This is a genomic window from Marinobacter sp. W-8 (assembly GCF_044342215.1).
Taxonomy (GTDB): Bacteria; Pseudomonadota; Gammaproteobacteria; order Pseudomonadales; family Oleiphilaceae; genus Marinobacter; species Marinobacter nauticus.
The window spans coordinates 1-25,439 of sequence record NZ_CP172297.1; the positions used below are offsets into that span (position 1 = coordinate 1).

Genomic DNA, 25,439 nt, shown 5'->3' on the forward strand with positions numbered 1-25,439 from the left:
GTGCCTTATCAGTCAGGTTTTCGGGAGCAGGCGGTCGTGCCGAACAGTATGTGGCATCAATGTCTTGAAGTACTCCGGGATGAGTTTCCCGCACAGCAGTTCAATACCTGGTTGAGACCCCTTCAGTCTGATCACCGGGAGGGGCAGCTCATGCTGTTTGCCCCGAACCGGTTTGTGATGGACTGGGTCAATGAAAAATACCTCCGCCGTATAGAAGAAGTATTAAAGGATCTGAATGGTGGTCAGGCGCCACGAGTCATGATGAAAGTGGGCTCTGCGCCCAAGCCCACAGATCCGGTGGTTCGCTCCGAAGTGGCGCCGCCGGTCCGGGTCTCGGAAGAAACCGAGCAGACCGTTACGGAAGAAGAAAGAAGTGTTGCGGCTACTGTTGCGGATTCAGCACCAAGAGCGATGTCTGCGCCGGCACCCAAGGCCCAGGCCGAGCGCCGTCCGGTGCAGGTAGAAGGTGATATCAAACACCAGAGTTTTCTTAACGAAACCTTTACCTTCGATACCTTTGTCGAGGGTAAATCGAACCAGCTGGCCCGGGCTGCCTCCATGCAGGTGGCGGAAAACCCCGGTGGTGCCTACAACCCGCTGTTTCTTTATGGCGGCGTGGGCCTGGGTAAAACTCACCTGATGCATGCCATTGGCAATGAGATTGTGCGTCGCAACCCGCGCGCGAAGGTAGCCTATCTGCGTTCGGAACGGTTTGTGGCCGACATGGTCAAGGCACTGCAGCTGAATGCCATCAATGAGTTCAAACGCTATTACCGGTCGGTGGATGCGCTGCTGATTGACGATATCCAGTTTTTTGCCCGCAAGGAACGCTCTCAGGAGGAGTTTTTCCACACCTTTAATGCGCTGCTTGAAGGTGGCCAGCAGGTGATCGTGACCTGTGACCGTTTCCCGAAAGAAATCTCTGATATGGAGGAGCGGCTGAAATCCCGCTTTGGCTGGGGCCTGACGGTGATGGTCGAGCCTCCGGAACTGGAAACACGGGTGGCGATCCTGATGAAGAAGGCGGAACAGGCCAATGTGAAACTCAGCAGCGAGGCCGCGTTCTTTATTGCACAGAAAATCCGATCAAACGTTCGTGAGCTTGAAGGGGCGCTGCGTCTGGTGATAGCGAATGCTCACTTCACTGGCTCGGAGATTACCCCGCCGTTTATCCGTGAGAGCCTCAAGGATCTCCTGGCCCTGCATGAAAAGCAGGTGAGCATCGATAATATCCAGCGAACGGTGGCTGAGTACTACAAGATCAAGGTGGCGGATCTGCTGTCCAAACGCCGCACTCGCACAGTCACCCGGCCGCGCCAGGTGGCTATGTCCCTGGCCAAGGAACTGACCAACCATAGCCTGCCGGAGATTGGCGACGCGTTCGGTGGGCGTGACCACACCACCGTTCTGCATGCCTGTAAAAAGATTGTTGAATTGCAGGAAACCGATCCCGGTATCCGTGAGGATTATCAGAATTTTATGAGATTGCTGACCACCTGATTGAAGGTGGCCTGTACGAACAACACATACATTCACTTCCGATAACTGAAGCCGAGTGCCATGAAACTGACCATCAGCCGTGAATCACTGATCACCCCGCTGCAAAGCATCGCGGGCGTTGTGGAAAAGAAACAGACCATGCCGGTGTTGTCCAACGTCCTGCTGGAAGCGGAAGACAATACGCTGACACTGACCGGTACCAATATGGAAGTGGAGCTGGTGGCTCGGGTAGCACCAGTCCATGTGGATCAGCCTGGTCGTATCACGGTTCCGGCGCGGAAGTTGGCGGATATCTGCCGGGCCCTGGGGGATGAGGCGCCTATCGATCTGGCACTGGAAGGCGATCGCCTGCATCTGCGTTCTGGCAATTCCCACTTCACCCTGTCGACGCTGCCGGCGGAGCACTTTCCCAATGTTGAAGATGAGCCGGAAAGCTTCCGCCTGGCATTGCCCCAGAAAGAGCTCGGTCGCATGCTGGATGCCACTGCGTTTGCTATGGCCCAGCAGGATGTGCGTTATTACCTGAACGGTTTGTTGCTGGAAGTGGATGTTAATCATGCCCGGGTTGTGGCTACCGATGGTCATCGTCTGGCCATGGCCCAGTTCGATCTGGATACCGGGTGTCCGGAGTTGCGGCAGGTTATTGTGCCTCGTAAAGGTGTACTGGAACTGGCCCGGCTTCTGGATGATGAAGAATCGCCAGTTACGCTGGTCATCGGTGACAATCATCTGCGGGCGACGGTGGGCAGCTATACCTTTACCTCCAAGTTGATTGAAGGCAAGTTCCCGGATTACAACCGGGTGATCCCGCGAGGCGGTGACAAAACCGTACTGGCGGATCGTTCAACGCTGAAAAGTACCCTGCAGCGGGCGGGCATTCTGTCGCACGAGAACATCCGTGGTGTGCGCCTGAACCTTTCTCCCAACCAGTTGCAGGTGTTCGCCAATAACCCTGACCAAGAACAGGCCGAAGATGCGTTGCCGGTGGAGTACCAGGGCGAATCACTGCAGATCGGGTTTAATGTAGGCTATCTGGTAGATGTCATGAATGCACTGGATGATGACCAGGTGAAGATTACGTTGTCGAATCCCAACAGCAGTGCGCTGATTGAGGCTCAGAACGACAACCGTTGCCTGTATGTTGTCATGCCGATGCGACTGTAATCAGGTTTGGAGGGCTCTATGGGTGCTGTAACGAATGGAATCAAAGGCGCGTTCAGGATCGGTCAGACCCTGTCTGTGCTTGGTCGCACCGGGGTAAACTGGGTTCGGGGCGATCGGCCCCCTGCCCCAAAACTGTTAAGGCAGACCTTCGAAAGTCTGGGCGCAACCTACATCAAGCTGGGACAGTTTATTGCCAGCTCGCCGACCTTTTTCCCCAAGGAATATGTGGAGGAGTTCCAGTTCTGCCTCGACAAGACCCCGAGCCTTCCTTTCAGCGTAATCAAGAAGATCATCCGGGACGAGCTTGGTCGCCCCATTGATCAGGTGTATTCAGAAATTGATCCGGTCGCCCTGGCCTCGGCATCCATTGCCCAGGTTCATGCTGCTCGCCTGGTAACCGGTGAGGAAGTGGTGATCAAGGTGCAGAAGCCGGGTGTGGAAAACATTCTGCTGACGGACCTCAACTTTCTCTACCTGTCTGCCCGAATACTCGAGACCCTGGCCCCGAAACTGTCCTGGACCTCCATGTCTGGCATTGTTGATGAAATCCAGAAAACCATGATGGAAGAATGCGATTTCATCAAAGAGGCCAACAACCTGAAAGTCTTCCGGGAGTTTTTGCAGAATACTCACAATGAAGATGCGACCGTGCCGCGGGTGTACGAGCATTGCAGTACTCGCCGGATTCTGACCATGGAACGTTTCCGCGGGGTCCCATTAACGGATCTTGAGAGTATTCGAGGCTTTTCCCGTGATCCGGAGCGGACATTGATAACCGCCATGAACACCTGGTTTGCCAGCCTGACCCAATGCGAGTTTTTTCACGCAGACGTTCATGCCGGTAACCTGATGGTGCTTGAGGATGGCCGGGTTGGTTTTATCGATTTCGGCATTGTCGGGTGTATCAGACCGGATACCTGGCAGGCCGTGAGTGATTTCATTTCCGCGATTATGGTGGGCAATTTTGACGGTATGGCCGACGCCATGATTCGGATTGGCGTCACCCGGCACACCGTGCGGGTGGACGATCTGTCTGCGGATCTTCAGCGTCTGTATCGTCAGATGGATCGTATGGTGCCGGATGACGTGCCCTATGAAGCGGAACAGGCCGAGGACGACGTGAATAATATCCTGATGGACATGGTAAAGGTTGGCGAAAGTCATGGTTTGCATTTCCCCCGTGAATTCGCCTTGCTGCTCAAGCAGTTCTTGTATTTCGACCGCTATGTTCACATCCTGGCGCCAGAGATGGATGTGTTCATGGACGAACGGCTAACCATGCTTCATTAACCGGTCTACCAGGGTTTCTAGTACACTAGGGCGATATCGGAAACGGTATCGCCCTTTCTCGTTTTTGGTCGTTCGAATTCTCAGCCTGAGCACTCCGTTACCCATGGCGCTAGTCAAACTCCAGACACAGCATTTCCGAAACCTGGTATCTGCGCCTGTGGAATTTTCACCGTCCTTCAATCTTCTTTATGGCGCCAATGGCAGCGGTAAAACCAGTGTTCTGGAAGCGATTGGCTATCTTGGTCTTGGTCGGTCGTTTCGGGTAAGCCGGCATCAGGCAGTAGTGGCCCATGGGCAGTCGAAATTGACTGTCTTCGGCGCATTGGATTCAGGTCTGTTGGCGCAAGAGTCTTCAGAAAAGGTTGAGCACAGGATTGGTATTTCCCGGGATGTCAGCCTCAAGGAAACCCAGTTGCGGGTAGATGGTGAGGCGGTTCGCAGTCTTTCGTTTCTGGCGATGCATCTGCCGGTCTCGGTCATTGATCCCGGGGTATTCGACATTGTCGCTGGTGGCCCGGGTAAGCGTCGGCAGTTTCTGGATTGGTTAGTGTTCCACGTGGAACCTTCCTTTTCTTCCCTGTGGCAACAGGTTCAGAGAGTCACCTCACAGCGGAATCAAATGCTGAGAAATGGTAGACTGGACGAATCGTTGATGCGGGTCTGGGATTCCCAGTACGGTGCCTTGGCGGAGTCGTTGAGTGATATCCGGGAAACCGTCTTCCAACGCTTCAAGATCGCTTTTGAATCGGTGTTGGCGGAGCTGGATGCGCCCTGGGTGGAAGGTCTGAAGATGGACTTTTATCCGGGCTGGGATCGAAGCACAGCATTGACCGAAGTATTGGTCAACCATCGCGAACAGGAACGTCGGATGGGCCACACCTTGTACGGTCCGAACCGTGCGGATATCCGTCTGAAGTTTGGTGGTCGTCCGGTGGCGGAAACGTTCTCGCGGGGGCAGCAAAAGACACTGGTGATCCTGATGAAGATTGCTCAGGGCAGGGTGTTGAGTGAGCTTGGCAAACAGGTGACGTTTCTGTTGGACGATATCAACGCCGAGTTGGATGTTCGTCATCGCGTTATGCTGGCTCGCAACTTACAGGAACTGCGTTGTCAGGTGTTTATCACCTCCATTGAGCATCCGGAACCGGACACGTTGTGGCACGATGGGGATACACCTGAATACAGAATGTTCCACGTGGAACATGGACAATTGACGGAAGAATAGCTGAGCCGGGCGGGTTCGCGAATGATCGTGTCTGTCGCCAGGGCTGAGCTCACCTCCAGGAGTCTCTTTTAATGAGTGAATCGAACTACAATTCCTCCAGTATCAAAGTCCTCAAAGGACTCGACGCGGTGCGTAAACGGCCCGGTATGTACATCGGTGATACCGACGATGGCACCGGCCTGCATCACATGGTCTTTGAGTTGGTGGATAACTCCATCGATGAGGCTCTGGCTGGTTACTGTTCTGAAATCGGCATCATCATCCACCCGGACGAATCCATTACCGTAAAAGACAATGGTCGCGGTATCCCGGTCGATCTGCATGAAGAGGAAGGTGTTTCGGCCGCCGAAGTCATCATGACTGTGTTGCACGCCGGCGGTAAGTTCGACGACAACTCCTACAAGGTCTCCGGCGGTCTGCACGGTGTGGGTGTGTCTGTGGTCAACGCCCTGTCTTCCTCGCTGACCCTCACCATCCGCCGGGATGGCAAGGTCTATGAGCAGAGCTACACCCACGGTGTACCTAATGCGCCCCTGGGCGAAGTCGGTGAAACCGATGCCTCCGGTACCAAGGTTCACTTTATTCCCTCTCCGGAAACCTTCACTCATATCCAGTTCCATTACGACATCCTGGCCAAGCGCCTGCGGGAACTCGCTTTCCTGAACAGTGGTGTGCGTATCCGCCTGACGGATGAGCGTTCAGGCAAGGAGGAGATTTTTGAATATGAAGGTGGTCTGCGGGCCTTTGTTGAGCACCTGAATACCAACAAGACGGCCATCAACCGTGTCTTCCATTTCAACCGTGAGCGGGAAGATGGCATTGCGGTAGAAGTGGCCATGCAGTGGAACGATGCCTTCCAGGAAAACATCTACTGCTTCACCAACAATATTCCCCAGCGGGATGGTGGTACTCACCTGGCCGGTTTCCGGGCAGCACTGACCCGCTCTCTGAACAACTACATTGATCATGAAGGCCTGGGCAAGAAAGCCAAGGTAGCGACCTCCGGTGATGATGCCCGGGAAGGCCTGACCGCTATCATCAGTGTGAAAGTGCCCGATCCCAAGTTCTCCTCCCAGACCAAGGACAAGCTGGTGTCCTCGGAAGTGAAGACGGCGGTGGAGCAGGAACTGTATCAGAGCTTTGCGGAGTACCTGCAGGAGCAACCCAACGAAGCCAAGCAGATCGTTAACAAGATGATCGAAGCGGCCCGTGCCCGGGAAGCAGCCCGTAAGGCACGGGATATGACCCGCCGTAAGGGCGCCCTGGACATTGCCGGCCTGCCCGGCAAGCTGGCGGACTGCCAGGAAAAAGACCCTGCCCTCTCTGAACTGTTCATTGTGGAGGGTGATTCTGCGGGTGGTAGTGCCAAGCAGGGCCGTGATCGTAAGACCCAGGCCATCCTGCCCCTGAAAGGTAAGATCCTGAACGTCGAGAAAGCCCGTTTTGACAAGATGCTGTCTTCCGCCGAGGTTGGCACCCTGATCACGGCGCTGGGTTGTGGCATCGGCCGCGAAGAGTTCAACCCGGACAAACTCCGTTATCACTCCATCATCATCATGACCGATGCCGATGTGGACGGTTCACACATCCGTACCCTGCTGCTGACCTTCCTGTTCCGCCAAATGCGGGAAATCATCGAGCGTGGCCACGTGTTCATTGCCATGCCGCCGCTGTACAAGGTCAAACGCGGCAAACAGGAGCAATACCTGAAGGACGAGAAGGCGAAGGAAGCCTATCTGACCCAGACGGCCCTGGAAGGCGCCCAGCTGTATGTGAACCCGGAAGCACCGGCGATCAAGGATTCCGCCCTGGAAACCATGGTGAAGGACTATCAGGCAGTGATGGCGATGATCGATCGCCTGTCCCGGGCCTATCCGGCCAAGGTACTGCAACAGATGGTCTACAACAGTACGCTCAAGCCGGAACACCTGAAGGAAGAGGCTGAAGTGGCCCGTTGGGTGGCGCGCCTGGGTGAAGGCCTGGATCTGGATACCCGCACGGGCACCAAGTACACCTTCTCCGTTACCCGCGATGAGGAACGGGGCCTGTACCTGCCCAAAGTCACCATCTTTGTGCATGGCATTCCCCATGAGCATGTGTTCAGTCATGACTTCTTCGAGTCTTCGTCCTACGGGGCCATTGCCCGTCTGGGCGAGACCCTGGAGGGGCTGATTGAGGATGGCGCCTACATCCAGCGTGGCGAGCGCAAGCAGTCTGTGCTGTCCTTCGAGGGCGCCCTGGAGTGGCTGATGAAGGAAGCCCAGCGTGGCCTGAACATCCAGCGATACAAGGGTTTGGGTGAAATGAACCCGGACCAGCTGTGGGAAACCACCATGGATCCGGAAACCCGCCGGATGATGAAGGTCACCATCGAGGATGCGATTGCCGCCGACCAGATCTTCACCACACTGATGGGGGATGATGTGGAGCCGCGTCGGGACTTCATCCAGAGCAACGCGCTGGAAGTGACCAACCTGGACATCTGATCGGACAAACCTGCTGGCAACAAAAAAACGGTGGCTCCTTGCGGATGCCACCGTTTTTTTATGGGTGTCCGGGGAACCCGGAAACCGGTGTTGTAATAACCTATTTCGAGGAGCCGGACTCTGCCCTCTTCCGTTCCTTTTCTTTTTCCTTTTCAACCAGATGTGGTGCCATCACCTCTTCCAGAGTGTATCCGGTCAGGCGCCGGATGGTGCGCCAGAGATAGTAAAAGATCAGCAGCATCATCACCATGGAGGGAATGGCAATCATCGGATAGCTCACCAGGGTCATCCGCCCGAGTTCCTCATTGAAGGCCTGAGTACCTGAGGGGCTGACCACAATCCATTTTGCCAGCACATAGTTCATGATGGACGAGAACAGGAAGGTGCCGGCAAAGAAATAGCTGGCCTTCAGCAACCGGCCTTCAAACTCCGCCACACAGTCCTTTTCTTCCAGTGAGGCATGAATCTTGTCCACATCCAGCACATTCGGGTTGTACAGCAGAGTCCTAACCAACGGGTACCTGGTGCGCGTCGACACCAGTACGGCCAAGCCAATGACCGCCGGCACGGCCGCTTCCTTGATGGCGAGCCAGCCGGCATCCAGCTCCAGCAAGCCAATACCGCCGGTGAGGCCGACACTGATCAGACCCAGCAAGGCGATAAAGTTTTTCTTGTGGTAGCGCACCAGCTCGAACAGCCCCCAGCCGAGGGGAAACGCCAGGCCGATGATCAGTGCATTGACGCTGCCCAGGTGTTCGTCACCACTGAACTTCATCAGAATCACCGAGGGAATGATGATACTGACCAGCAGATCGATCCAGGGTCTGGGTTGGTGGTCGGGAGTGGTGGAATTACTCTGGGACTTCATGGTTACCGCCTGATCGTTGAATCAACGGCAGAACCCGGAAGGCACTGCCGGAAAGAGCTTCCGGCAGTATACGACGAATTGAAGGCCGAACGTAACCGGACTCAGAAGCTACCGGACGAGCTGATGGATGAGCCCGCCGCGCCGGTTTGCACCTGGTTATTGGCACCGCTTTGCCACACCAGTTGGGCATCCGGGTCTGACTCGCTGCGTTTGATGCACTTCCACTCTACCTGCGTGTTCGCAGGCATGTCGAAGCTCCCGGACCAGGTTGGATAATTACCTGGATCCAGTTTCAGTGCATTCGCAGGTGACCAGTTACCCAGGCTGGCATGATTGCCGGTAACGTAGACACTTTGTCCCCAGACCGTTGTGCCGTTGCTGCACTGGAAGGCGACGCTGGCCTGTTCCGCGTCTGAACCGTTGTCGTTGTTTCCTTCATCGGAGCCGTCATTGCCATCACAGGCGGCGCCAACATGCAGCGCTGCGGCTTCCATGGGCGCCACTGACAGGCTCACCTGCCCACCCTGCACGGTGACGCAGCTACCGTCACCAGCTACGTTACGATAGTTGCCATCGGGCAGGCCGGTACTGAAGGTTCGAGCCAGGGTACCTCCTTCCCGGTTGATGACCACAAAGCCCTTGTTGCCGCGGCTGAAGGCGATCTGGTTATTACCGTTGTCCCACCAATGGCTGACGCCGGAACCATCCGTCACATTGCGGAAAGCCACCATGTTGGCAATCGAGTCCCAACGGTGCTCACAAATCCAGGCGCTGCCACATTGGGCGCTACCATTCTGGTAAACCGCCTGGGCGGGTGGTCCCTGGTCGCCGTCCGAGAAGCTGTAACTCGACATCACCTTCGGGTACCCATAGGGCCAGGCGAGCATGAACACATTGGCGAGGTTATACAGGCTGCCATCCTTGTAGGTAACGATATTGCTGCCACCGGCGCCATGGCCCCGCTGGTTGTCGTGGTTGTCGGTAAACACCACCGCATCACCACCGGCCAGGAAACCCCAGCTTTCACCAAACCCGTTGAGATTGGCCAGGCGCTGATTCTTGAACACGTCGCCAATAGCCGCGCTGTAGCGGAACTCGGTAACATCGGAAAGCCCGGTGTACTCTCCGGCACTCACCGCCTCCCCGCCCAGGTCTATCACTTCCTGGAATACATACAGTGGATTGTCTACCCGGTTCAGGATGCCACTGATATCTGAGGGCGACATATGCTTGGCGGCGTCAATTCGAATACCTTTTACACCAAGCGCTGTCAGCTGGTTCAGATAACCGGCAATGGTGTTCTGAACGTAATTGTCTGAGGTATTGAGATCGGGCAGCCCCACCAACTGACAGTTCCGAACCCGCCAGGCATCGGTGCCGTAATCTTCCGGATTGATACCGCAGGGTGTATGAAAATCATTGCTACTGTAGATAGGATAACTGAGGGAGGTTGAGCTGTACGCTGAACCCGCAGTGCCGGTACCACTGCCATTGGCCATATGGTTGATCACGGCATCGGCGTACACATCCACGCCGGCGGCGTTACAACGCTGGACCATGTCGGCAAATGCGCTGGCGTCGCCACTGCGACTGTTCAGCTGGTAACTGACCGGCTGATACCGGGTCCACCAGGCACTGCCCTGGATATGCTCCTGGGGCGGCGATACCTGAACCGCACTGAACCCCTTGGGGCCCAGGAAGTTTTCGCATTCCTGGGCGACGTCGCTCCATGTCCATTCAAATAGATGCACAAAGGCACCGGCCTGGGCTTGTTGGGTTGGCAATGTCAGTGCCAGTCCGAGCGCGGCACCGGTTGCCAATCGGGAGAGTGAGATCATTGCATGCTCCTGTGTTGTCATTGTTGTGGTGTATTTGGGATCAGCCTCGGTTGTCGGTTTTTTGTTCAAACGGGCTGACGTTCACAACATGCAATGATCAATGATTAGCCAACACATCCTTGGAGCAGATAAAAGGGGCGTAGAACCGGGGAGGGTATATTTTTTGGTCACATTGAACGCTCCTACTCCAAATCATGAAGACCAAAAAAAAGCCGGGCAAAAGCCCGGCTCTCTGGAACTGAAAGAAAGCGCCCTGATCAGGCACCCACCTCCTTCAGGCATTCCTCAACAATATTCAGCCCCTCTTCCAGCACCTCGTCCTCGATGGTCACCGGCATCAGGAACCGCAGTGTGTTGCCGTGCATACCGCAACTCAGCAGGATCAGCCCTTTCTCCTTTGCCTTCTTGGTGATGGCACCGGCCAGTTCCGGCATGGGCTTGTGAGTATCCTTGCTTTCCACCAGTTCAAAGGCCGCCATGGGGCCTAGATTGCGAGCGTTGTCCACATGGGTGAACTGCTCCTGCCACTGGTCGAACCGGGCTCTGAGTTTCTCGCCCAGGCGCTGGCTCCTGCCAAGGATATCTTCTTCCTTGATGACATCGAACACCGCCAGGGCGGCGGCGCACGCGGTGGGGCTGCCGGTGTAGGTACCGCCCAGGGAGTTCGGGCCGGAGGAGTCCATCACCTTGTCGGTGCCGACGATGGCCGAGATGGGCATGCCATCGGCCATGGATTTGGCCATGGTCATAATGTCCGGCTCAACACCACTGTGTTCAATGGCGAACAGCTTGCCGGTGCGGCCAAAGCCACTTTGCACTTCGTCCACGATCATCATGATGTCGTTGTCATCGCAGATCTTGCGGATGGCTTTCAGGAAACTTGGCGGTGCCGGGTAGAAACCACCCTCACCCAGAACCGGCTCCAGTACGATGGCAGCGGTTTCGTGGGCCGGGGAGTCGGCTTTCATGGTCATCGCCAAGCCCCGCAGAGCCTCTTCTTCGGAAATGCCATGGTAAGGCACCGGGTAAGGCGCGCGGTACACCAGACCGGGCATGGGACCGAAGGAGGTCTGGTAAGGGGCGGCCTTGCCGTTCATGGCCATGGTGAAGAAGGTGCGGCCGTGGTAGCCGCCGTCAAAACAGATAACGTTATTTTTGCCTGTGGCTGCGCGGGCAATCTTGACGGCGTTTTCCAGCGCCTCGGCGCCGGAGTTGGCCAGCATGACCTTGCCGTGTCCTTTTACCGGCACCACTTCGCTCAGCTTCTGGGCCAGCTTCACGTAGCCCTCGTAGGGCATCACCGTCTGGCAGGTGTGCATCAGTTTGTCGAGCTGCGCCTTGACGGCCTCAACCACCCTGGGATGTCGATGGCCGATGTTCAATACGCCGATACCGCCGGCGAAATCGATCATGCGTTTGCCATCTGCGTCCCAGACCTCTGCGTTCAGGGCGTGATCTGCAAATTGATCATTGGGGCTTGCTGCGCCCGCGGCGACGTATCGCTCTTTGAGTGCCTGCAATTCTTTGTTGCTCACTTTGCGTGTCTCCCTGTGTCAGGATTAGGAATTTCTAGTACCAGTGTAGGGAGTACGCACCCAACACACAAACCGACCAACGGGGCACTCAGTGTTCTGTCTGGCTCCCGGTGTCCCGGAATTGCAGGCTGGCCAGGCGCCGGTACAGCGCGTTATCGCGGATCAACTGGTCGTGACTGCCCACTGCCAGCAGTCGGCCCTCGTCAAATACCGCGATCCTGTCGGCATCCCGCACCGTTGCCAGCCGGTGAGCAATCACCAGGGTAGTCCGGCCCTCCGTGAGCGCCGGCATGGCCTGCTGAATCAGATGCTCGCTTTCCGCATCCAGGGCGCTGGTGGCTTCATCAAGCAGCAGGATCGGAGCGTCGGCCAACAGCGCACGGGCAATCGCCAGCCGTTGTTTCTGGCCACCGGAAAGGCCCTGGCCGGCATCGCCCAGGGGCGTGTCGTAACCCTGTGGCAGGGCCTGGATGAATTCGTGGGCGTGGGCAATACGGGCGGCCTGCTCGATCTCAGCCTGATTGGCCTCGGGCCGGGCGTAGCGCAGATTATCGGCGACAGTGCCATGAAACAGGGCCGGATTCTGCGGCACCAGGGCGAAACACCGTCGCAGGTCAGCCAGTGGAACCTTGGCGGTGTCTATGCCCTCCAACCGGATAGAACCGTCCTGTAGCGGATAGAAACCCAGTAGCAGATCAAACAACGTGGATTTACCGGCACCGGACGGTCCGACCAGGGCAAGGGTTTCACCCGGCTGGATTTCCAGAGAGACCCTGGCAAGCGCTGGCCGTTCCGTGCGCCCGCTGTAGCTGAAGCTCAGGTTATCCAGAGTAATTGCACCGGTCACTGTGCCCGGAAGCCGGTCCGTTCCTGTCTCGGGATGCCGCTCCGGCTCGGTTTGCAGCAGCTCAAACAGGCGAGCTGCGGAACCGGCGGCGCGCTGCAATTCGCCAATCACCTCACTGATGGCTCCAGCCGCCACACCAACCAGAAGGCTATAGAACACAAAGGCTGCCAGCTCCCCCGGTGAGATTCGGCCATGAATCACGTCCAGCCCGCCAATCCAGATGACAATACCGACGGCGCCCATCACCAGGGAAATGGCCAGTGTGGTCAGCCAGGCGCGCTGCCGAATCCGTTGCCGGGCAATATCGAAGGCTTTTTCAGAAACCTCGGCGAAATAGCGGCGGTCGTGAGGCTGATGATTGAAGGCCTGTACGGTTTTGATCTGGCTGAGATTCTCCCCGACATAACTGCCAACATCCGCCACCCGGTCCTGACTCAGTCGGGACAGCGCCCGCACCCGGCGGCCGTAAAACAGGATCGGCGCAATCACCAGCGGAAATCCCAGCAGGATGATGCTGGCCAGCTTGGCGTTGGTGACAAACAGAAGAATCAGCCCGCCGATAAGCATCAGCGTGTTGCGCAGGGCGATGGAGACGGTGGAGCCAATCACCGATTGCAGTACGGTGGTGTCAGCCGTAAACCGGGACTGAATCTCCAGGGCCCGGTTCTGTTCAAAGAAGCTGGGCGTGAGATCGATCAAGTGATTGAATACCCGTTTTCGAATATCTGCCACCACCCGTTCGCCAATCCAGGACACCAGGTAGAATCGGGCAAACGAACCAAAGGCCAGGCCGAGGACCAGCACGAAAAACAGGCCGATAGCTTTGGCGAGGTTTTCCGGAGACTGAGTGGCCAGGCCCTGATCGACCAGAATGCGCAGGCCCTGGCCCAGACCAAGGGTGATGCCGGCGGTAATAACCAGTGCCACCAGTGCCCCTACAACCGCGCGTCGATAGGGACTGATAAACTCGATGACAAGTCTTAGAGCTTTACGATGATTGGGGCTGATGGTCACTCTCCTGATCGATCAAAGTTTAATTAAGCCGTTTGTTTTACGATTTGTCCTCCATTGAAGACGTATCATAGCCTTTAACTTTGGAGTCTGAGCACCTGGGTCCGGTAGGGCTTTCCGGGACACGCTGTAAATACGTCCCTGTACGCTCGACAAAAGCCATCCCTGGCTTTTGACGGTCCCGGAAAGCCCTACCGGACCCGGGCGCTCCCTAACCATGGAGATAGCTTTTTGAGAGCTTATGCCGACAACGACTACCCCGCCGATCATAAGCCCGACTGGTCGATTATTTCCGGGCTGTGGCCGTATCTTCTGGAATTCAGGGGGCGGGTCGTGTTGGCTATGGCGATGCTGGTCTTGGCAAAGCTGGCCACCGTCGCCACCCCGGTGGCACTGAAATACATTGTCGACTACCTGGACCAGAACCGCGGTGCCGACATGCTGCTGTGGATCCCGGTTGTGCTGGTGGTGGCCTACGGTAGCCTGCGTTTTGGTGCCACCCTGTTCAGCGAATTGCGGGATGCCGTGTTTGCGCGGGTCGCGGAGCGGGCTATGCGGCGGGTCTCTCTGCGGGTGTTTGAACACCTGCACCAGAGGGAACTGGGATTTCATCTGGACCGTAAAACCGGTGGCCTGGCCCGGGATATTGAACGCGGCACCAACGGCATCAGCTTTCTGCTGCGCTTCACCCTGTTCAACATTGTGCCTACCATCCTGGAAATCCTGCTGGTGGCGGGCATCCTGCTGGTGGTGTTCAACGTCGGGTATGTCGTCGCCATTCTGGTGGCGGTGGTTGTGTATGTGGTGTTCTCTATCAGGATCACCGAGTGGCGAACCAGGTTCGTGCGGGAAGCCAATGCCCGGGACAACCAGTCCAACTCGCGGGCCATCGACAGCCTGCTCAACTACGAAACCGTCAAATACTTCAACAACGAACGTTATGAAGCCGAGCTTTACGATCAGGACCTGGATGAGTGGGAAAAGGCTCGGTTGAAGAACCGCCTGTCGCTGGCCACCCTGAACGCTGGCCAGGCATTGATCATCGGCGTGGCGCTGATCGTCATTATGGCCATGGCGGTGGGCGAAGTGGCCAGCGGTGAAATCACCCTGGGTGATTTCACCATGATCAACGCCTACCTGATCCAGCTGTTCATTCCCCTGAATGCTCTGGGCTTTGTCTACCGGGAAATCCGCCAGGCGCTGGTGAATGTGGAGCGGCTGTTCAAGCTGTTGGGTGATGAACCGGAGATTCAGGATGCGCCGGATGCCAGGCCGTTGGCTGTGGATAACGGTGAAGTGCGCTTTGAACACATCCACTTCGCCTACCGGCCCGACCGTCCCATTCTGCAGGATGTGAACTTTACCATTCCCGCCGGCCACACCGTGGCGGTGGTGGGCGCCAGCGGCGCGGGCAAATCTACCCTCGCCCGGCTGCTGTTCCGCTTCTACGAGGTCGATAACGGCGCTATCCGGATTGATGGCCAGGATATTCGATCGGTCACCCAAGACAGTCTGCGTTCTGCCATCGGGGTGGTACCGCAGGACACCGTACTGTTCAACGATACCCTTTACCGTAACCTGGCGTATGGCCGCCCCGAAGCGACCGAGGAAGAAGTCTACCGGGCTGCGCGCATGGCCCACCTGGAAGATTTTATCCACAGCCTTCCAGAAGGCTACGAAACGAAAGTTGGCGAGCGCGGCCTCAAGTTGTCTGGCGGCGAAAAACAGCGGGTGGCCATTGCCCGGGTTATCCTGAAGAACCCGCCAATACTGATTCTGGACGAGGCAACCTCTTCCCTGGACTCCTTGTCCGAACAGGCCATCCTCGGTGCCCTGAAAGAGGTCAGCCACCAGCGTACTACCCTGGTGATTGCCCACAGGTTATCCACAGTTCGCGATGCCAATAGCATTCTGGTGATGGACGGGGGCCGGATTGTCGAAAGTGGCAGCCATCACGAGTTGCTGGCCCGCGATGGTCATTACGCCCGTCTTTGGGAACAGCAACATCGGAGTGAGGATAACTGATGCCCGGGGCTATTGCTCCCCGAGCCGAAGTGCCAGTCCTGAAGCTCGCACCACCTGTTGGCTTACGCTGTCTTTGAACACCTGCGCATCGCCGGTAATCAGGCTGAACCAGTTCTTGGCCCGGGTGATGCCGGTATAGACCAGTTCCTTGGTGAGTACCGGGCTGAGTCTATCGGGTAGCACCAGGCAGGTGTGGTTGAACTCCGAGCCCTGGGACTTATGCACCGTCATGGCGTATACCGTTTCCAGCTGTTGCAAACGGCTGGGGGAAATCCAGCGAATGCCGCTGGTGCTGTCACCACTCGGGAAGGCTACCCGAAGGGTCGCTTTTGGCTCGCCGGTTTCGGTCTTATCCCAGGGTACACTGAAGGTGAGGCCGATATCCCCGTTCATCAGGCCGAGGTTGTAGTCGTTGCCGGTGACCAGCACCGGCCGGCCGGCGTACCAGCCGTCGGTTTTGTCGATCAGTTTTTCAGCCAGCAGCTTCTGGGCGATACGCTGGTTCAAGCCCTCCACGCCCCAGGGGCCTTTGCGTAACGCACACAGCACCTGGAAATCGTTGAAGGCTTCCAGCACCTCAGCGGCGTGGGCATCCCAGGCTTCCCGGGGACTGTCGGCGGTCAAATCACAGCTGTGGATAACTTCCAGATAATGGCGATAGCCCACCGGTGTTGGCAGCGCCTGGCCATTCACCACCCGGCCCTGGCCGGCGTTGCGGAAAGCCTCCGGTGAGCCGGAGATGGCGTGGTGGCAGATCAGCTCAAGTGTCTGATCCGGATCGGGTTTTGGTGTTTGGCCGTTCAGCCAGATCACATCGTCAAACCCGGCGTCCCGGATCTGCCCCAGTACCTGGCTGGTGAGCTCGCTGGTGTTTACGGCTTCTGCCAGTTGACGGATACCACTGTCCTGTCCGAAGCGGTAGCTCTTGCGCAACATCGCCACCGCCTGGTCGAGTGGCTGGCCGGAGTTATCCACAAGGCTATCCGGTACCTGCGCGCCGGTGATGGCGGCTAGCCAACGGGCAGTATCCGGCGTGTAGTGGGCGTCCAGGGCCCGTTGGCAAAGTTCCCCCAGCACCGCACCGGCGTCCACTGAGGCCAGCTGGTCCTTGTCGCCCAGCAGGATCAGCTGAGCGCTGGCGGGCAGGGCATCGAATACCGAGGCCATCAGGTCGACATCCACCATGGAGGCCTCATCGATGACCAGGATATCCACCAGCAACGGATTGTCTCGGTGATGTCGGAACTGGCGGGTGTCTGGCCGGCTACCGAGTAGCCGGTGCAGGGTGGTGACCTTGGTGGGAATGTCCTCCAGTTGCACGGAGCCGGGCAGGTCTGCCAGAGGCAGCTTGCTGACCGCGCCGCCAATGGATTCGTTCAGGCGGGCGGCGGCCTTGCCGGTGGGTGCGGCCAGTCTAATGCGGTATTTGCGCCCTGCCCGTTCCGGGCTTTCCCCAGCCACTGCCTGCAACGCCGCCAGCAGGTTCACTACAGTGGTGGTTTTGCCGGTACCCGGGCCGCCGGTGATCACGGCAAAGCGGTTGCGGGCTGCCAAGGCGCAGGCCAGTTTCTGGTAATCCACCGGTTCGCTGGAACGGAACAGCGTGCCCAGGGCTGTGGATAAGGTTTGCGAGGCCGCCGATTGCGGATCGGCCAGCGACGATGGCAAGGCCAGTCGTTGCTGTATGCCCTCAGCAATGCGTTGTTCGTAACGCCAGAACCGGCGCAGGTACAGTCGGGTGCCGTTCAGTACCAGCGGTGCCGGCACGGAGCCATCGCTCACGGCCAGAGAACCCTGCAGGGCTGCGAGGCAATCGGTTAGCTGTACCCGTGACAGCAGTTCCTGTGGATAGCGCCCTTGCAGGTTGGCCACCTCGCTCTCAGACAGGCCGGTATTGGCCGGTTCTTCCGGCGGCAGCGCCAGGGTCTGGCCGGCATCGTCGAGTAGCGTGGCCAGGTCAATGCACACATGCCCCCGGCCCACCTGGTGCGAGGTCAGTGCCGCCAACAGCAGCACCAGTGGTTGCGGGCCTTCGCCCTGCTCTTCGCTGAGTTCCCTGATCAGCCGGGCAAAGCCGGTATCCAGCGGGCGAATCCAGCCGGCCTGTTGCCATTGCCCTAACAGCGCCTCGGTGTCGTCAGGATGGGCCAGCAGCTGGGAGTTATCCACAGTCTCCGGTGATTCTGTGGCCGCCCGGTTCACTGGCGTGTCGTCACCCAGGTCCAGGGCAAACTGGTTTTCGGTATGGCGGGTACGGCTCATGCAGCCACCTCCCCGGACACCGGCTCGCCATCGAACAGGGCGTCCAGTTGTTCGATCAGCACCCTGGGGGGCTTGTCGGTAAAGGCGCAGCCGCTGGCGGAGTTCACCCCTCGCAGGAACAGGTACACCGCGCCGCCAATGTGCTGGTCGTAGTCGTATCCCGGTAAACGGGCCTTCAGCAGCCGGTGCAGGGCCAGCAGGTAGAGGATGTATTGCAGGTCGTAGCGTTTGTCCAGAATCGCCTGGCCCATGGCCTGGTCGGTGTAGGCGTCGTCGTCCTCGCCCAGAGCATTGGATTTGTAGTCCAGCACGTAATACTGCCCCTTGTGTTCAAACACCAGGTCGATAAAGCCCTTGAGCATGCCATTGAAGCGGTTGGCCTCGGCCCGGGGCCGGTCCGCGCCGTTCAGGGTGTAACGGGTGACCAGTTTGTCCAGTGTATGGATGCTGACGTTACGGCTTTCAAACCAGAACTCCAGCTCCGGGCGCAGACTGCCCAACTGTGCCAGGCTGGCGGTTTCCCGGCCGTCGCGATCCAGCCGCAGCGGTTTGCGGATCAGCCCCAACAGCCACTGTTGCAGGGGCTCGATCCAGTCGCCCCAGCCCCGGGTGGAGCAGCGGCGGGCCAGCTGCTCGTGCAACAGCTCCGGGTTATCCACAACCCGTTGGAAGCCCTGGGCGGTGCACCATTCCAGCAATTCGTGCAGGAAGGTGCCGGGTCCCGCGCCTTTGGGGAAATGATGGTGGTTGCGTACGGCGGGTACGGCGGGGGCCTCCCCGGTGTCATTCTGGGCGCTTTCTTCCAGCAGGTTCTGGGTCTGGGCGTCTTCCACTTCGCCGGTGAAGGTAATACCGGTGCCGGCCATGCCGGTGTATTCGATGGTGGAGTAGCTGGCGATCCACCAGTCTTCCTTCGCTTCCCGCGTGGAGATCAGCGCCGGGCCCAGGGCGTCCGGGGCCATTTCGGTGAATATTGTGTTTCCGGCTTCCGGCAGCGGGGAAATCCGGATTTCCGGGCGGCCCTGGGCCAGTGAGGCCAGAGCCTGGCTGATGGACTGCTCCGGTGTTCCGGCAATCGCATAGCCCAGGCCGCTCTGATACCAGTTATCCACAGCCGCCGCGCCCACCCAGGTGGCAAACCGGGCCCGCGTCAGGGCCACATAGAGTTTACGGATGTCCTCGCCCAGGCGTTCCTGGTCGGCCCTTTCAATGTCTTCCGGAGTCGGATCGAACACGGTCACCAGCTTGCCGCTGTCGTCGTGGTAGCGAACATACGCCTGCTTCGGGTTCTCGGCCCGGAAGGCGGTGCCGAAGGGCAGGAACACCAGCGGGTATTCCAGGCCCTTGGATTTGTGCACGGTGATCACTTTTACCAGACCGGCGTCGCTTTCCAGGCGCAGGGTGCGGTGTTCGTCTTCTTCGTCTGCCGCCCGCAGGATCTGGGTGAAGTGGTGCACCAGGGCATGTTCGCCGTCCAGTTGCAGGCTGTCCTGCTGCAGCAGTTCGGCGATGTGCAGGATGTCAGTCAGTCTTCGCTCACCGTCAGGGCTTTGCAGCAGGCGGCCGGGAACCTCGAAGTCCATCAGAAAACTACGCAGCATGGGCAGTACGCCCTGGCTCTGCCACTGTTGCTGGTAGCGCTGGAAGCGCTCGATTTCCCGTTCCAGTATCAGCTCGTCGGTCAGCAGCAGGTCGAGCGCTTGCCAGCTCTGGCCCAGGGTCGGCGTCGCCAGCGCGGCGCGGATGAAGGCCAGTTGCCGGGGCTCGGCGAAGGCACGCAGCCAGCACAACACTTCCTTGGCTTCCCGGGAAGTCAGCACCGAATCCCGGTCCGACAGGTACACGCTCTTGATGCGCCGGCGGCCAAGGGCATCGCGCACCGCAGCGGCTTCGTTGCGGTTGTTCACCAGCACGGCGATGTCTTTGGGTTCGACGGGCTCCAGGTCGGCCGGGTTATCTGGCAGGACAAAGCCTGCCTGCCCGGCCTGGCCCAGGGTTAGCAAGCGGGCAATCTCGCTGGCGCAGGTTTCGGCTACATCGGCGGTGGCGGTGCCTTTGGCGAGGCCTTTTGGGTTGCCTTCCTTGTCCTCTTCTCCGGATTCGTGGGTCCAGAACACCAGGCTGGGCTGAATCTCTCCGTTTACCGCCCAGAGCCGTTTGGTACCGTTGGCCGCCACGCTCTGGAACGGCAGTGGCGTGCTGTCCCCTTTGCCGAACAGGAAGGCGCCTTTCGGGCTGTGCTGGTCGCTGTATTCGAACACCCGGTTCACCCCGCTGACCATGGTGTCGGCAGAGCGGTAGTTGGTGCCCAGGGTGTAGGTGCGGGCCTGTACGCCCAGCCGGGCCTGCAGGTAGGTGTGGATATCGGCGCCCCGGAAACCGTAGATGGCCTGTTTCGGGTCACCGATCATCAACAGGCAGGTGTCCGGTTGGTTGGCTTCTACGTTGTAGATCCGGTTGAAAATGCGGTACTGCACCGGGTCGGTGTCCTGGAATTCGTCAATCAGCGCTACCGGAAACTGGCGGCGGATGGTGGCGGCCAGTTGATCGCCCCGGGGGCCATGCAGGGCGTCGTCCAGGCGGGTGAGCAGGTCATCAAAGCCCATTTCCGAACGTTGCTGCTTCTCCGCATCCAGCCGCGCGGCAACCCAGTGGCTGGCGTGGCGCAGGATGTCGGACTTGGCGCTGGGCAGGTTCTGGCCGAATGCCAGCAAGGCGTCGATGGCGTCAAAGGCCGGGTGCCGGGGTGCCGGTTCGTCCCCTTTCAGGATGTTATCCAGGCCTTCGGGGGTCTGGTTCTTGTAACCGGCGGCACTGTCCAGCTTCTCTGGCAGCAGTTCGTTGGATTCAGCCCAGGCCAGCAGGCTGTCCCAGACCTTGAGCATGGCGTTTTTGCTGTTGCCGTTCAGACGCTTGGCTTTGTTCAGGCCGTTCAGCAGGTCGGTGACTTCCTGCTGCCACTGGGCCCAGGGGTGGGCTTTCAGTTCACTGGCCCGGGCCAGCCGCTCGCTGACCACCTGGTTGATGGCCTGGTGGACACTCTCTGGCGGTGTGCCCAGGGCGGCCGGGTCGTCAATCAGGTTGCGCACTGCCTTGCGCAGGTCGGTGGGGGTTTTCCAGTGGCTCAGGGCTTCGTCCATAAGGGCCGGTGGTAAGGGGTAAACGAAGGTGCGCCAGTAATCCCTTGCCACCTCGTCCAGCAGTTCGCTCTGGTCCGTTTCCAGGGTGAGCTTGAACAGGCTGCCGCTGTCGAAGGCGTGTTCGCTGAGCATGCGGTTGCAGAAACCGTGAATGGTGGATACCGCCGCTTCGTCCATCCATTCGGCGGCCAGCAGCAGTTTCTTGCGGCAGTCAGGCCACCTGGCCGGGTCCGGGTAACTGTCATCCCGCAGCTTGTGGATAAGTGCGGTTTCCGGGGTGGGTTCGAGGTGGTCAGCGGCGTCGGAAAACACCTCGGCGGCCTGGGTCAGCCGGGTGCGGATGCGGTCCCGCAGCTCCTTGGTGGCGGCGTCGGTAAAGGTGACCACCAGCAGGTTAGGCGGCAACAGGTTCTGCAGTGGGCTGTCTTCTGCCTGGCCATGGCCCAGCACCAGGCGCACATACAGGATGGCGATGGTGAAGGTTTTGCCGGTGCCTGCGCTGGCCTCGATCAGCGCGCTGCCGTTCAGGGGCAGGGCCAGTGGGTCCAGATTCGGGTTTCGGTTGGTTCTCTGTTCCGTCATTCCATGCTCCCGATTTGCTCCGCCGCCGACTTGCCCTGTTCGGCTTCCCACAGAGGCACATAAAGCTGATGCAGCAGGGCTTCAAACTCGCCGCTCGCCATCAGTGCCTCGGGACTTTCGAAGGCACCCAGCAGGTAGCCGGTGTCCCGGTCCAGGGCGGTGGAATAGGCCTGTTCTGCTTCACTGATGGCCCGTTCGTGGTCGCCGATAAATTTCTTGCCGCCATAGAAACTGGTGATCCAGGCAAAGCCGGCTTCGCAGTGAATGGGCAGGGTCCGGGTGGTGGCTTCCATCCAGCGGCTCAGAATGGCTGCAAAATGCGGTTGTGCCTGCTCCGGAGCCATCACCGGGAAGTGGAACTTGCGGCCTTCTTCTTTGCCTAGAATCAGGGTTTCAAACGGCTGGCCGCTGAGCTGCCCGGCCAGGTGAATCAGCCAGTCCCGCAGCAGGTTGGCGTAGCGGACTTTTTTCGAGTAGCCGGAGCCGGTGAGCAGGCCGGAGCTGGCGATCACCAGCCGGCACAGCTGCCCTGCGGGGTTGCAGCGCAGGTTGTCGATTAAATCGGCCACCTCCATCGCGCCGGTGCTATCGGAATAGCGAAACTCGAACGGCAAGGGTTCGGCCACCGCTTCCGGCCACTCGGCCAGGGCGCCGCGATAGCGCTCGAACAGGTCTGGCAACCGGCCGGCCAGTTCTGTGCGCAGGCGGTGTTCGGTCACCCCCATGCCCAGGTCGCCGCGCCGGGCCATGCGGTCCAGGGTGGTTTCCAGGCGTTCGTGCAATTCTTCCTCGGTAGCGGCTTTGACCACGCCTTCCTGAATCAGCTCGTTATCCAGGCGCCAGCGGTCCAGGCCGTTCAGGTCGAAGTTTTCGTTGTCGGTGTCGTCATCTTCCACGTCCTCAAAGCGCACCTGCAGCCGGCGCTGGTAAAAGGTATCGATGGGCTTTTTCAGGAAGTTCGCCAGCTCACCCAGGCTGATCGGCTCTTCCGGGGCCTGGTACGGCAGCGCTTCCCGGCTCCGCTCCGGGTTATCCACAGCATGGGCGCTGCGCCATTCCCGTTCATAGGTAAACAGGCCCCGGGCCTGCAGCACCTCGGCCAGGGGTTTGGGTTGGGCCTCTTCGCCTGCGCCCACGCCGTTGGTTTTCGGGAAGTAATCCCGGCTGAACGGTTGCAGCGGGTGCCGGGTGGTCAGGGCCCGGGTAACCGCCAGTTCCGGTTGCCCGGCCACGGTCCACAGACTGTCCAGGTGGTCCTGCAGCTGGCCGATGAGCACCGAGGGTGGTCGCTCGGAGTCGTCTTTGATGCTGCGGCCCACCCAGCTGATGTACAGCTGTTCCCGGGCCGACAGCAGGGCTTCCAGGAACAAATAGCGGTCGTCTTCCCGGCGGGAACGGTCCCCGGGGCGATAGTCCTGGGCCATCAGGTCGAAATCCACCGGCGGCCGGGAACGGGGGTAGTCGCCGTCATTCATACCCAGCAGGCACACCTTGCGGAACGGAATGGCGCGCATCGGCATCAGCGTGGCGAAGTTCACCTTGCCGGCCAGGAACCGCTGGTTCAGGCCGCCTTCGTCCAGGCCCTGCAGCAGCACATCTTTGACGATATTCAGGGGCAGCGGTTGCTGTTCCAGTCCGGCGGCCAGGGCATCGTCCAGCCACTGGTCCAACTGACGGCGGAAGCGGTTCAGCAACAGCAAATCCTGGCCCTCTACCTTGTGGAAAAACTGCGCCAGCATGGCGGAGAACAGGGCTTCCCATTCCCCGGGCGTGCGGGTGGCCTGCAGGGCCTGCCACAGGGTTTCCAGCTGGTGCACGAATTCGCCCAGACGCCCGGCCAGGCTGGCCTGCAGGCCGCCGATCTCGCCATAGGGCTCGACTCCGCCCCAGGGCTCGTCTTCGCCCATACCATAGCCCAGCAGCATCGACCGCAGGCCCGCCTGCCAGGTGTTGCGCTCCAGTTGTGCCGGCAAATCCAGGCTTTCCCGGTGCTGGCCGTGCAGGCCCCAGCGAATGTTGGCGCCTTCCACCCAGCGCCGGGCCAGGGGAATCTCGTCTTCACTGATGCCAAAGCGGTCGCGAATGCCGGGCACTTCCAGCAGGCTGATGATCTCACTCACGCCAAAGCGGCTGCGGGGCAGCGACATCAGGGTTTCCAGGGCAATCAGTACCGGCTCGTGGTGGCGCTGGCCCTGGTCGGAAATGGTGAACGGAATGTGGCGCTTGCGGCCCGGTTGATAGCGGCCAAACACCGCCTGGATATGGGGCGCGTACACGTTGATATCGGGCACCATCACGATCACATCCCGGGGTCTGAGCGATTTGTCGGCATTGAACGCAGCCAGCAGCTGGTCGTGCAGGATTTCCACCTCCCGCTGGGGGCCATGGGCGTCGTGGAACACCACGGAATGGTCCCGGGCCAGATCCACCGTGCGGTGCTGCTGGCGGATTTCCTGCAATGGGGTCAGGTTGTGGATATCGTTCTGTAGCTGGTGCAGCAGGCAGGGGTTATCCACATCGCCATGGTCGGTAAAGATATCGATCTTCTGGCCGGGGGTCTGGAAGCTGGCGCGGTAGTCGTCCGGATTGTCGAACTCATCCAGCAGGCGGATGTAGTCCCGGCCCTGCTTGCCCCAGGCCGCTAACAGAGGGTTGGCATGCTGGTGAAGCTGGTCCGGATCGTCAATCTGTGACAGCACCGGGTGTGCGGCGCCCCGCTTGCGTTCGGCTTTCAGCAGCTCCCGGTCGCTGATGATGTCGGCCCAGTAGAACTGGCAGGGGTTGTGCACGCACAACACCACCTGGCTAAAGCGGCTCAATACGTACAAAGCTTCCAGTGCCTGCCGGGGCAATGACGACACCCCGAACACCACAATGCGTTTGGGCAGGCGCCCCGGATTGGCCGGTTCGCTGATGCGCTGGCCCTGTTCCATGAAACGGGTGTGGATCTGCGAGCGGCTGGTGTGGGCCTCGCTGCCCGTGTCCTCGACCAGCTTGCGCCAGAGCAGAGGCTGCCAGCAGGCTTCCGTATCCAGAGCTTTCTCCTCGCCCCGGGCCGTGATCACCACGTCCTTGCCCTGCTCCCAGGCCGCGAGCCAGTCGGCCCGGAACACCTGGTACTGGTCGAACAGGTCGGCCACTTTTTCGGCCAGCTGGAAATTGCGCAGATCGGTATCGCGACCGTCCAGAAACCGCGCCAGGGGCGTGAAGGCCTCATCCTGCCCCACTAGCTCCGGCAGCAAACGGTAAAGCCGCCATACCAGGCGGCGCTTGTCGAAAGGGGACTGCTCCGGCACTTCGCCATCGGGCAACACCGCCCGGTAGGCCTGCCAGATAAACCGTGCGGGAAACAGGAAATCCATACCGGCGGCAATGCCCAGGCCGCCTTCCACCCCATCCTCGGTGCGCTTTTCCGCCAGTGCCAGCTTCAGCCAATGGGCGATACCGTTACTCTGCACCAGGAAGGTCTCACTCTGCAGCGGCGGCATGGGGTTCTGCCGGCAGATATAGACCACGGCGCGGCGCAGGTCTTCCAGGTGGTTGGCGTGGATAGCGTGAAAGCCGGGTTCAATGGCGGTGGAGTCGGCCATGGTTTTCCTTGTCTGATGAACAATTCAATCCTCGGGCCACAGCTTACCGCAGTTGGCCGAGAATACGGACCGTCAG

At 59.3% G+C, this 25,439-nt stretch carries 13 protein-coding genes; 6 read left to right on the forward strand and 7 right to left on the reverse strand.

The window, feature by feature from the left end:
* The first annotated feature begins 36 nt into the window (after window positions 1-36).
* From dnaA to gyrB, 5 genes are all read left to right on the forward strand, one after another.
* Window positions 37-1,500, forward strand: a complete 1,464-nt coding sequence (gene dnaA, locus ACF8YQ_RS00005; RefSeq protein WP_011783582.1) for a chromosomal replication initiator protein DnaA — start codon at window positions 37-39, stop codon at window positions 1,498-1,500.
* Between the two features lie 60 nt (window positions 1,501-1,560).
* Window positions 1,561-2,664 (forward strand): DNA polymerase III subunit beta, encoded by a 1,104-nt coding sequence (gene dnaN / locus ACF8YQ_RS00010; protein ID WP_023011914.1) that lies wholly within the window; start codon window positions 1,561-1,563, stop codon window positions 2,662-2,664.
* A gap of 18 nt (window positions 2,665-2,682) precedes the next feature.
* Window positions 2,683-3,954 (forward strand): ABC1 kinase family protein, encoded by a 1,272-nt coding sequence (locus tag ACF8YQ_RS00015; protein ID WP_396622217.1) that lies wholly within the window; start codon window positions 2,683-2,685, stop codon window positions 3,952-3,954.
* A gap of 103 nt (window positions 3,955-4,057) precedes the next feature.
* Window positions 4,058-5,179: a DNA replication/repair protein RecF gene (gene recF / locus ACF8YQ_RS00020; protein WP_396622218.1), complete on the forward strand. Its 1,122-nt coding sequence runs from the start codon at window positions 4,058-4,060 to the stop codon at window positions 5,177-5,179.
* Between the two features lie 71 nt (window positions 5,180-5,250).
* Complete coding sequence (gyrB, locus tag ACF8YQ_RS00025) at window positions 5,251-7,665, forward strand: DNA topoisomerase (ATP-hydrolyzing) subunit B (RefSeq protein ID WP_113879386.1); 2,415 nt, start codon at window positions 5,251-5,253, stop codon at window positions 7,663-7,665.
* Between the two features lie 100 nt (window positions 7,666-7,765).
* Here the strand turns inward: gyrB and ACF8YQ_RS00030 are convergent, their stop codons facing one another.
* The 4 genes from ACF8YQ_RS00030 to ACF8YQ_RS00045 all read right to left on the reverse strand — a co-directional run bounded on the left by ACF8YQ_RS00030 (window position 7,766) and on the right by ACF8YQ_RS00045 (window position 13,767).
* Window positions 7,766-8,533 carry a VC0807 family protein gene (locus tag ACF8YQ_RS00030; protein WP_222447415.1) on the reverse strand — a complete coding sequence of 256 codons (768 nt, stop codon included), beginning with the start codon at window positions 8,531-8,533 and terminating at the stop codon, window positions 7,766-7,768.
* Between the two features lie 101 nt (window positions 8,534-8,634).
* Complete coding sequence (locus tag ACF8YQ_RS00035) at window positions 8,635-10,371, reverse strand: carbohydrate-binding module family 20 domain-containing protein (protein WP_396622219.1); 1,737 nt, start codon at window positions 10,369-10,371, stop codon at window positions 8,635-8,637.
* Between the two features lie 257 nt (window positions 10,372-10,628).
* Complete coding sequence (gene gabT / locus ACF8YQ_RS00040; protein WP_396622220.1) at window positions 10,629-11,906, reverse strand: 4-aminobutyrate--2-oxoglutarate transaminase; 1,278 nt, start codon at window positions 11,904-11,906, stop codon at window positions 10,629-10,631.
* Window positions 11,907-11,994: 88 nt separating this feature from the next.
* The gene (locus ACF8YQ_RS00045; RefSeq protein WP_396622221.1) at window positions 11,995-13,767 is read right to left on the reverse strand and encodes an ABC transporter transmembrane domain-containing protein; all 1,773 of its coding nucleotides are present in this window, start codon (window positions 13,765-13,767) and stop codon (window positions 11,995-11,997) included.
* A gap of 228 nt (window positions 13,768-13,995) precedes the next feature.
* Here ACF8YQ_RS00045 and ACF8YQ_RS00050 point away from each other — a divergent pair, with 228 nt between their 5' ends.
* The gene (locus tag ACF8YQ_RS00050) at window positions 13,996-15,789 is read left to right on the forward strand and encodes an ABC transporter ATP-binding protein/permease (RefSeq protein WP_226596963.1); all 1,794 of its coding nucleotides are present in this window, start codon (window positions 13,996-13,998) and stop codon (window positions 15,787-15,789) included.
* A 9-nt stretch (window positions 15,790-15,798) separates the two neighbouring features.
* Here the strand turns inward: ACF8YQ_RS00050 and recD are convergent, their stop codons facing one another.
* Genes recD through recC form a run of 3 tightly spaced genes read right to left on the reverse strand, consistent with a single transcriptional unit; the run spans window position 15,799 to window position 25,363 of the window.
* Window positions 15,799-18,051: an exodeoxyribonuclease V subunit alpha gene (recD, locus tag ACF8YQ_RS00055; RefSeq protein ID WP_396622222.1), complete on the reverse strand. Its 2,253-nt coding sequence runs from the start codon at window positions 18,049-18,051 to the stop codon at window positions 15,799-15,801.
* A complete protein-coding gene (gene recB, locus ACF8YQ_RS00060; protein ID WP_396622223.1) occupies window positions 18,048-21,773 on the reverse strand; it encodes an exodeoxyribonuclease V subunit beta in 3,726 nt (1,241 codons plus the stop codon). Before recB ends, recD begins: the two co-directional genes overlap by 4 nt.
* Entirely contained in the window at window positions 21,770-25,363 is a 3,594-nt protein-coding gene (gene recC, locus ACF8YQ_RS00065) for an exodeoxyribonuclease V subunit gamma (RefSeq protein ID WP_396622224.1), read from the reverse strand. Before recC ends, recB begins: the two co-directional genes overlap by 4 nt.
* Window positions 25,364-25,439 lie beyond the last annotated feature (76 nt).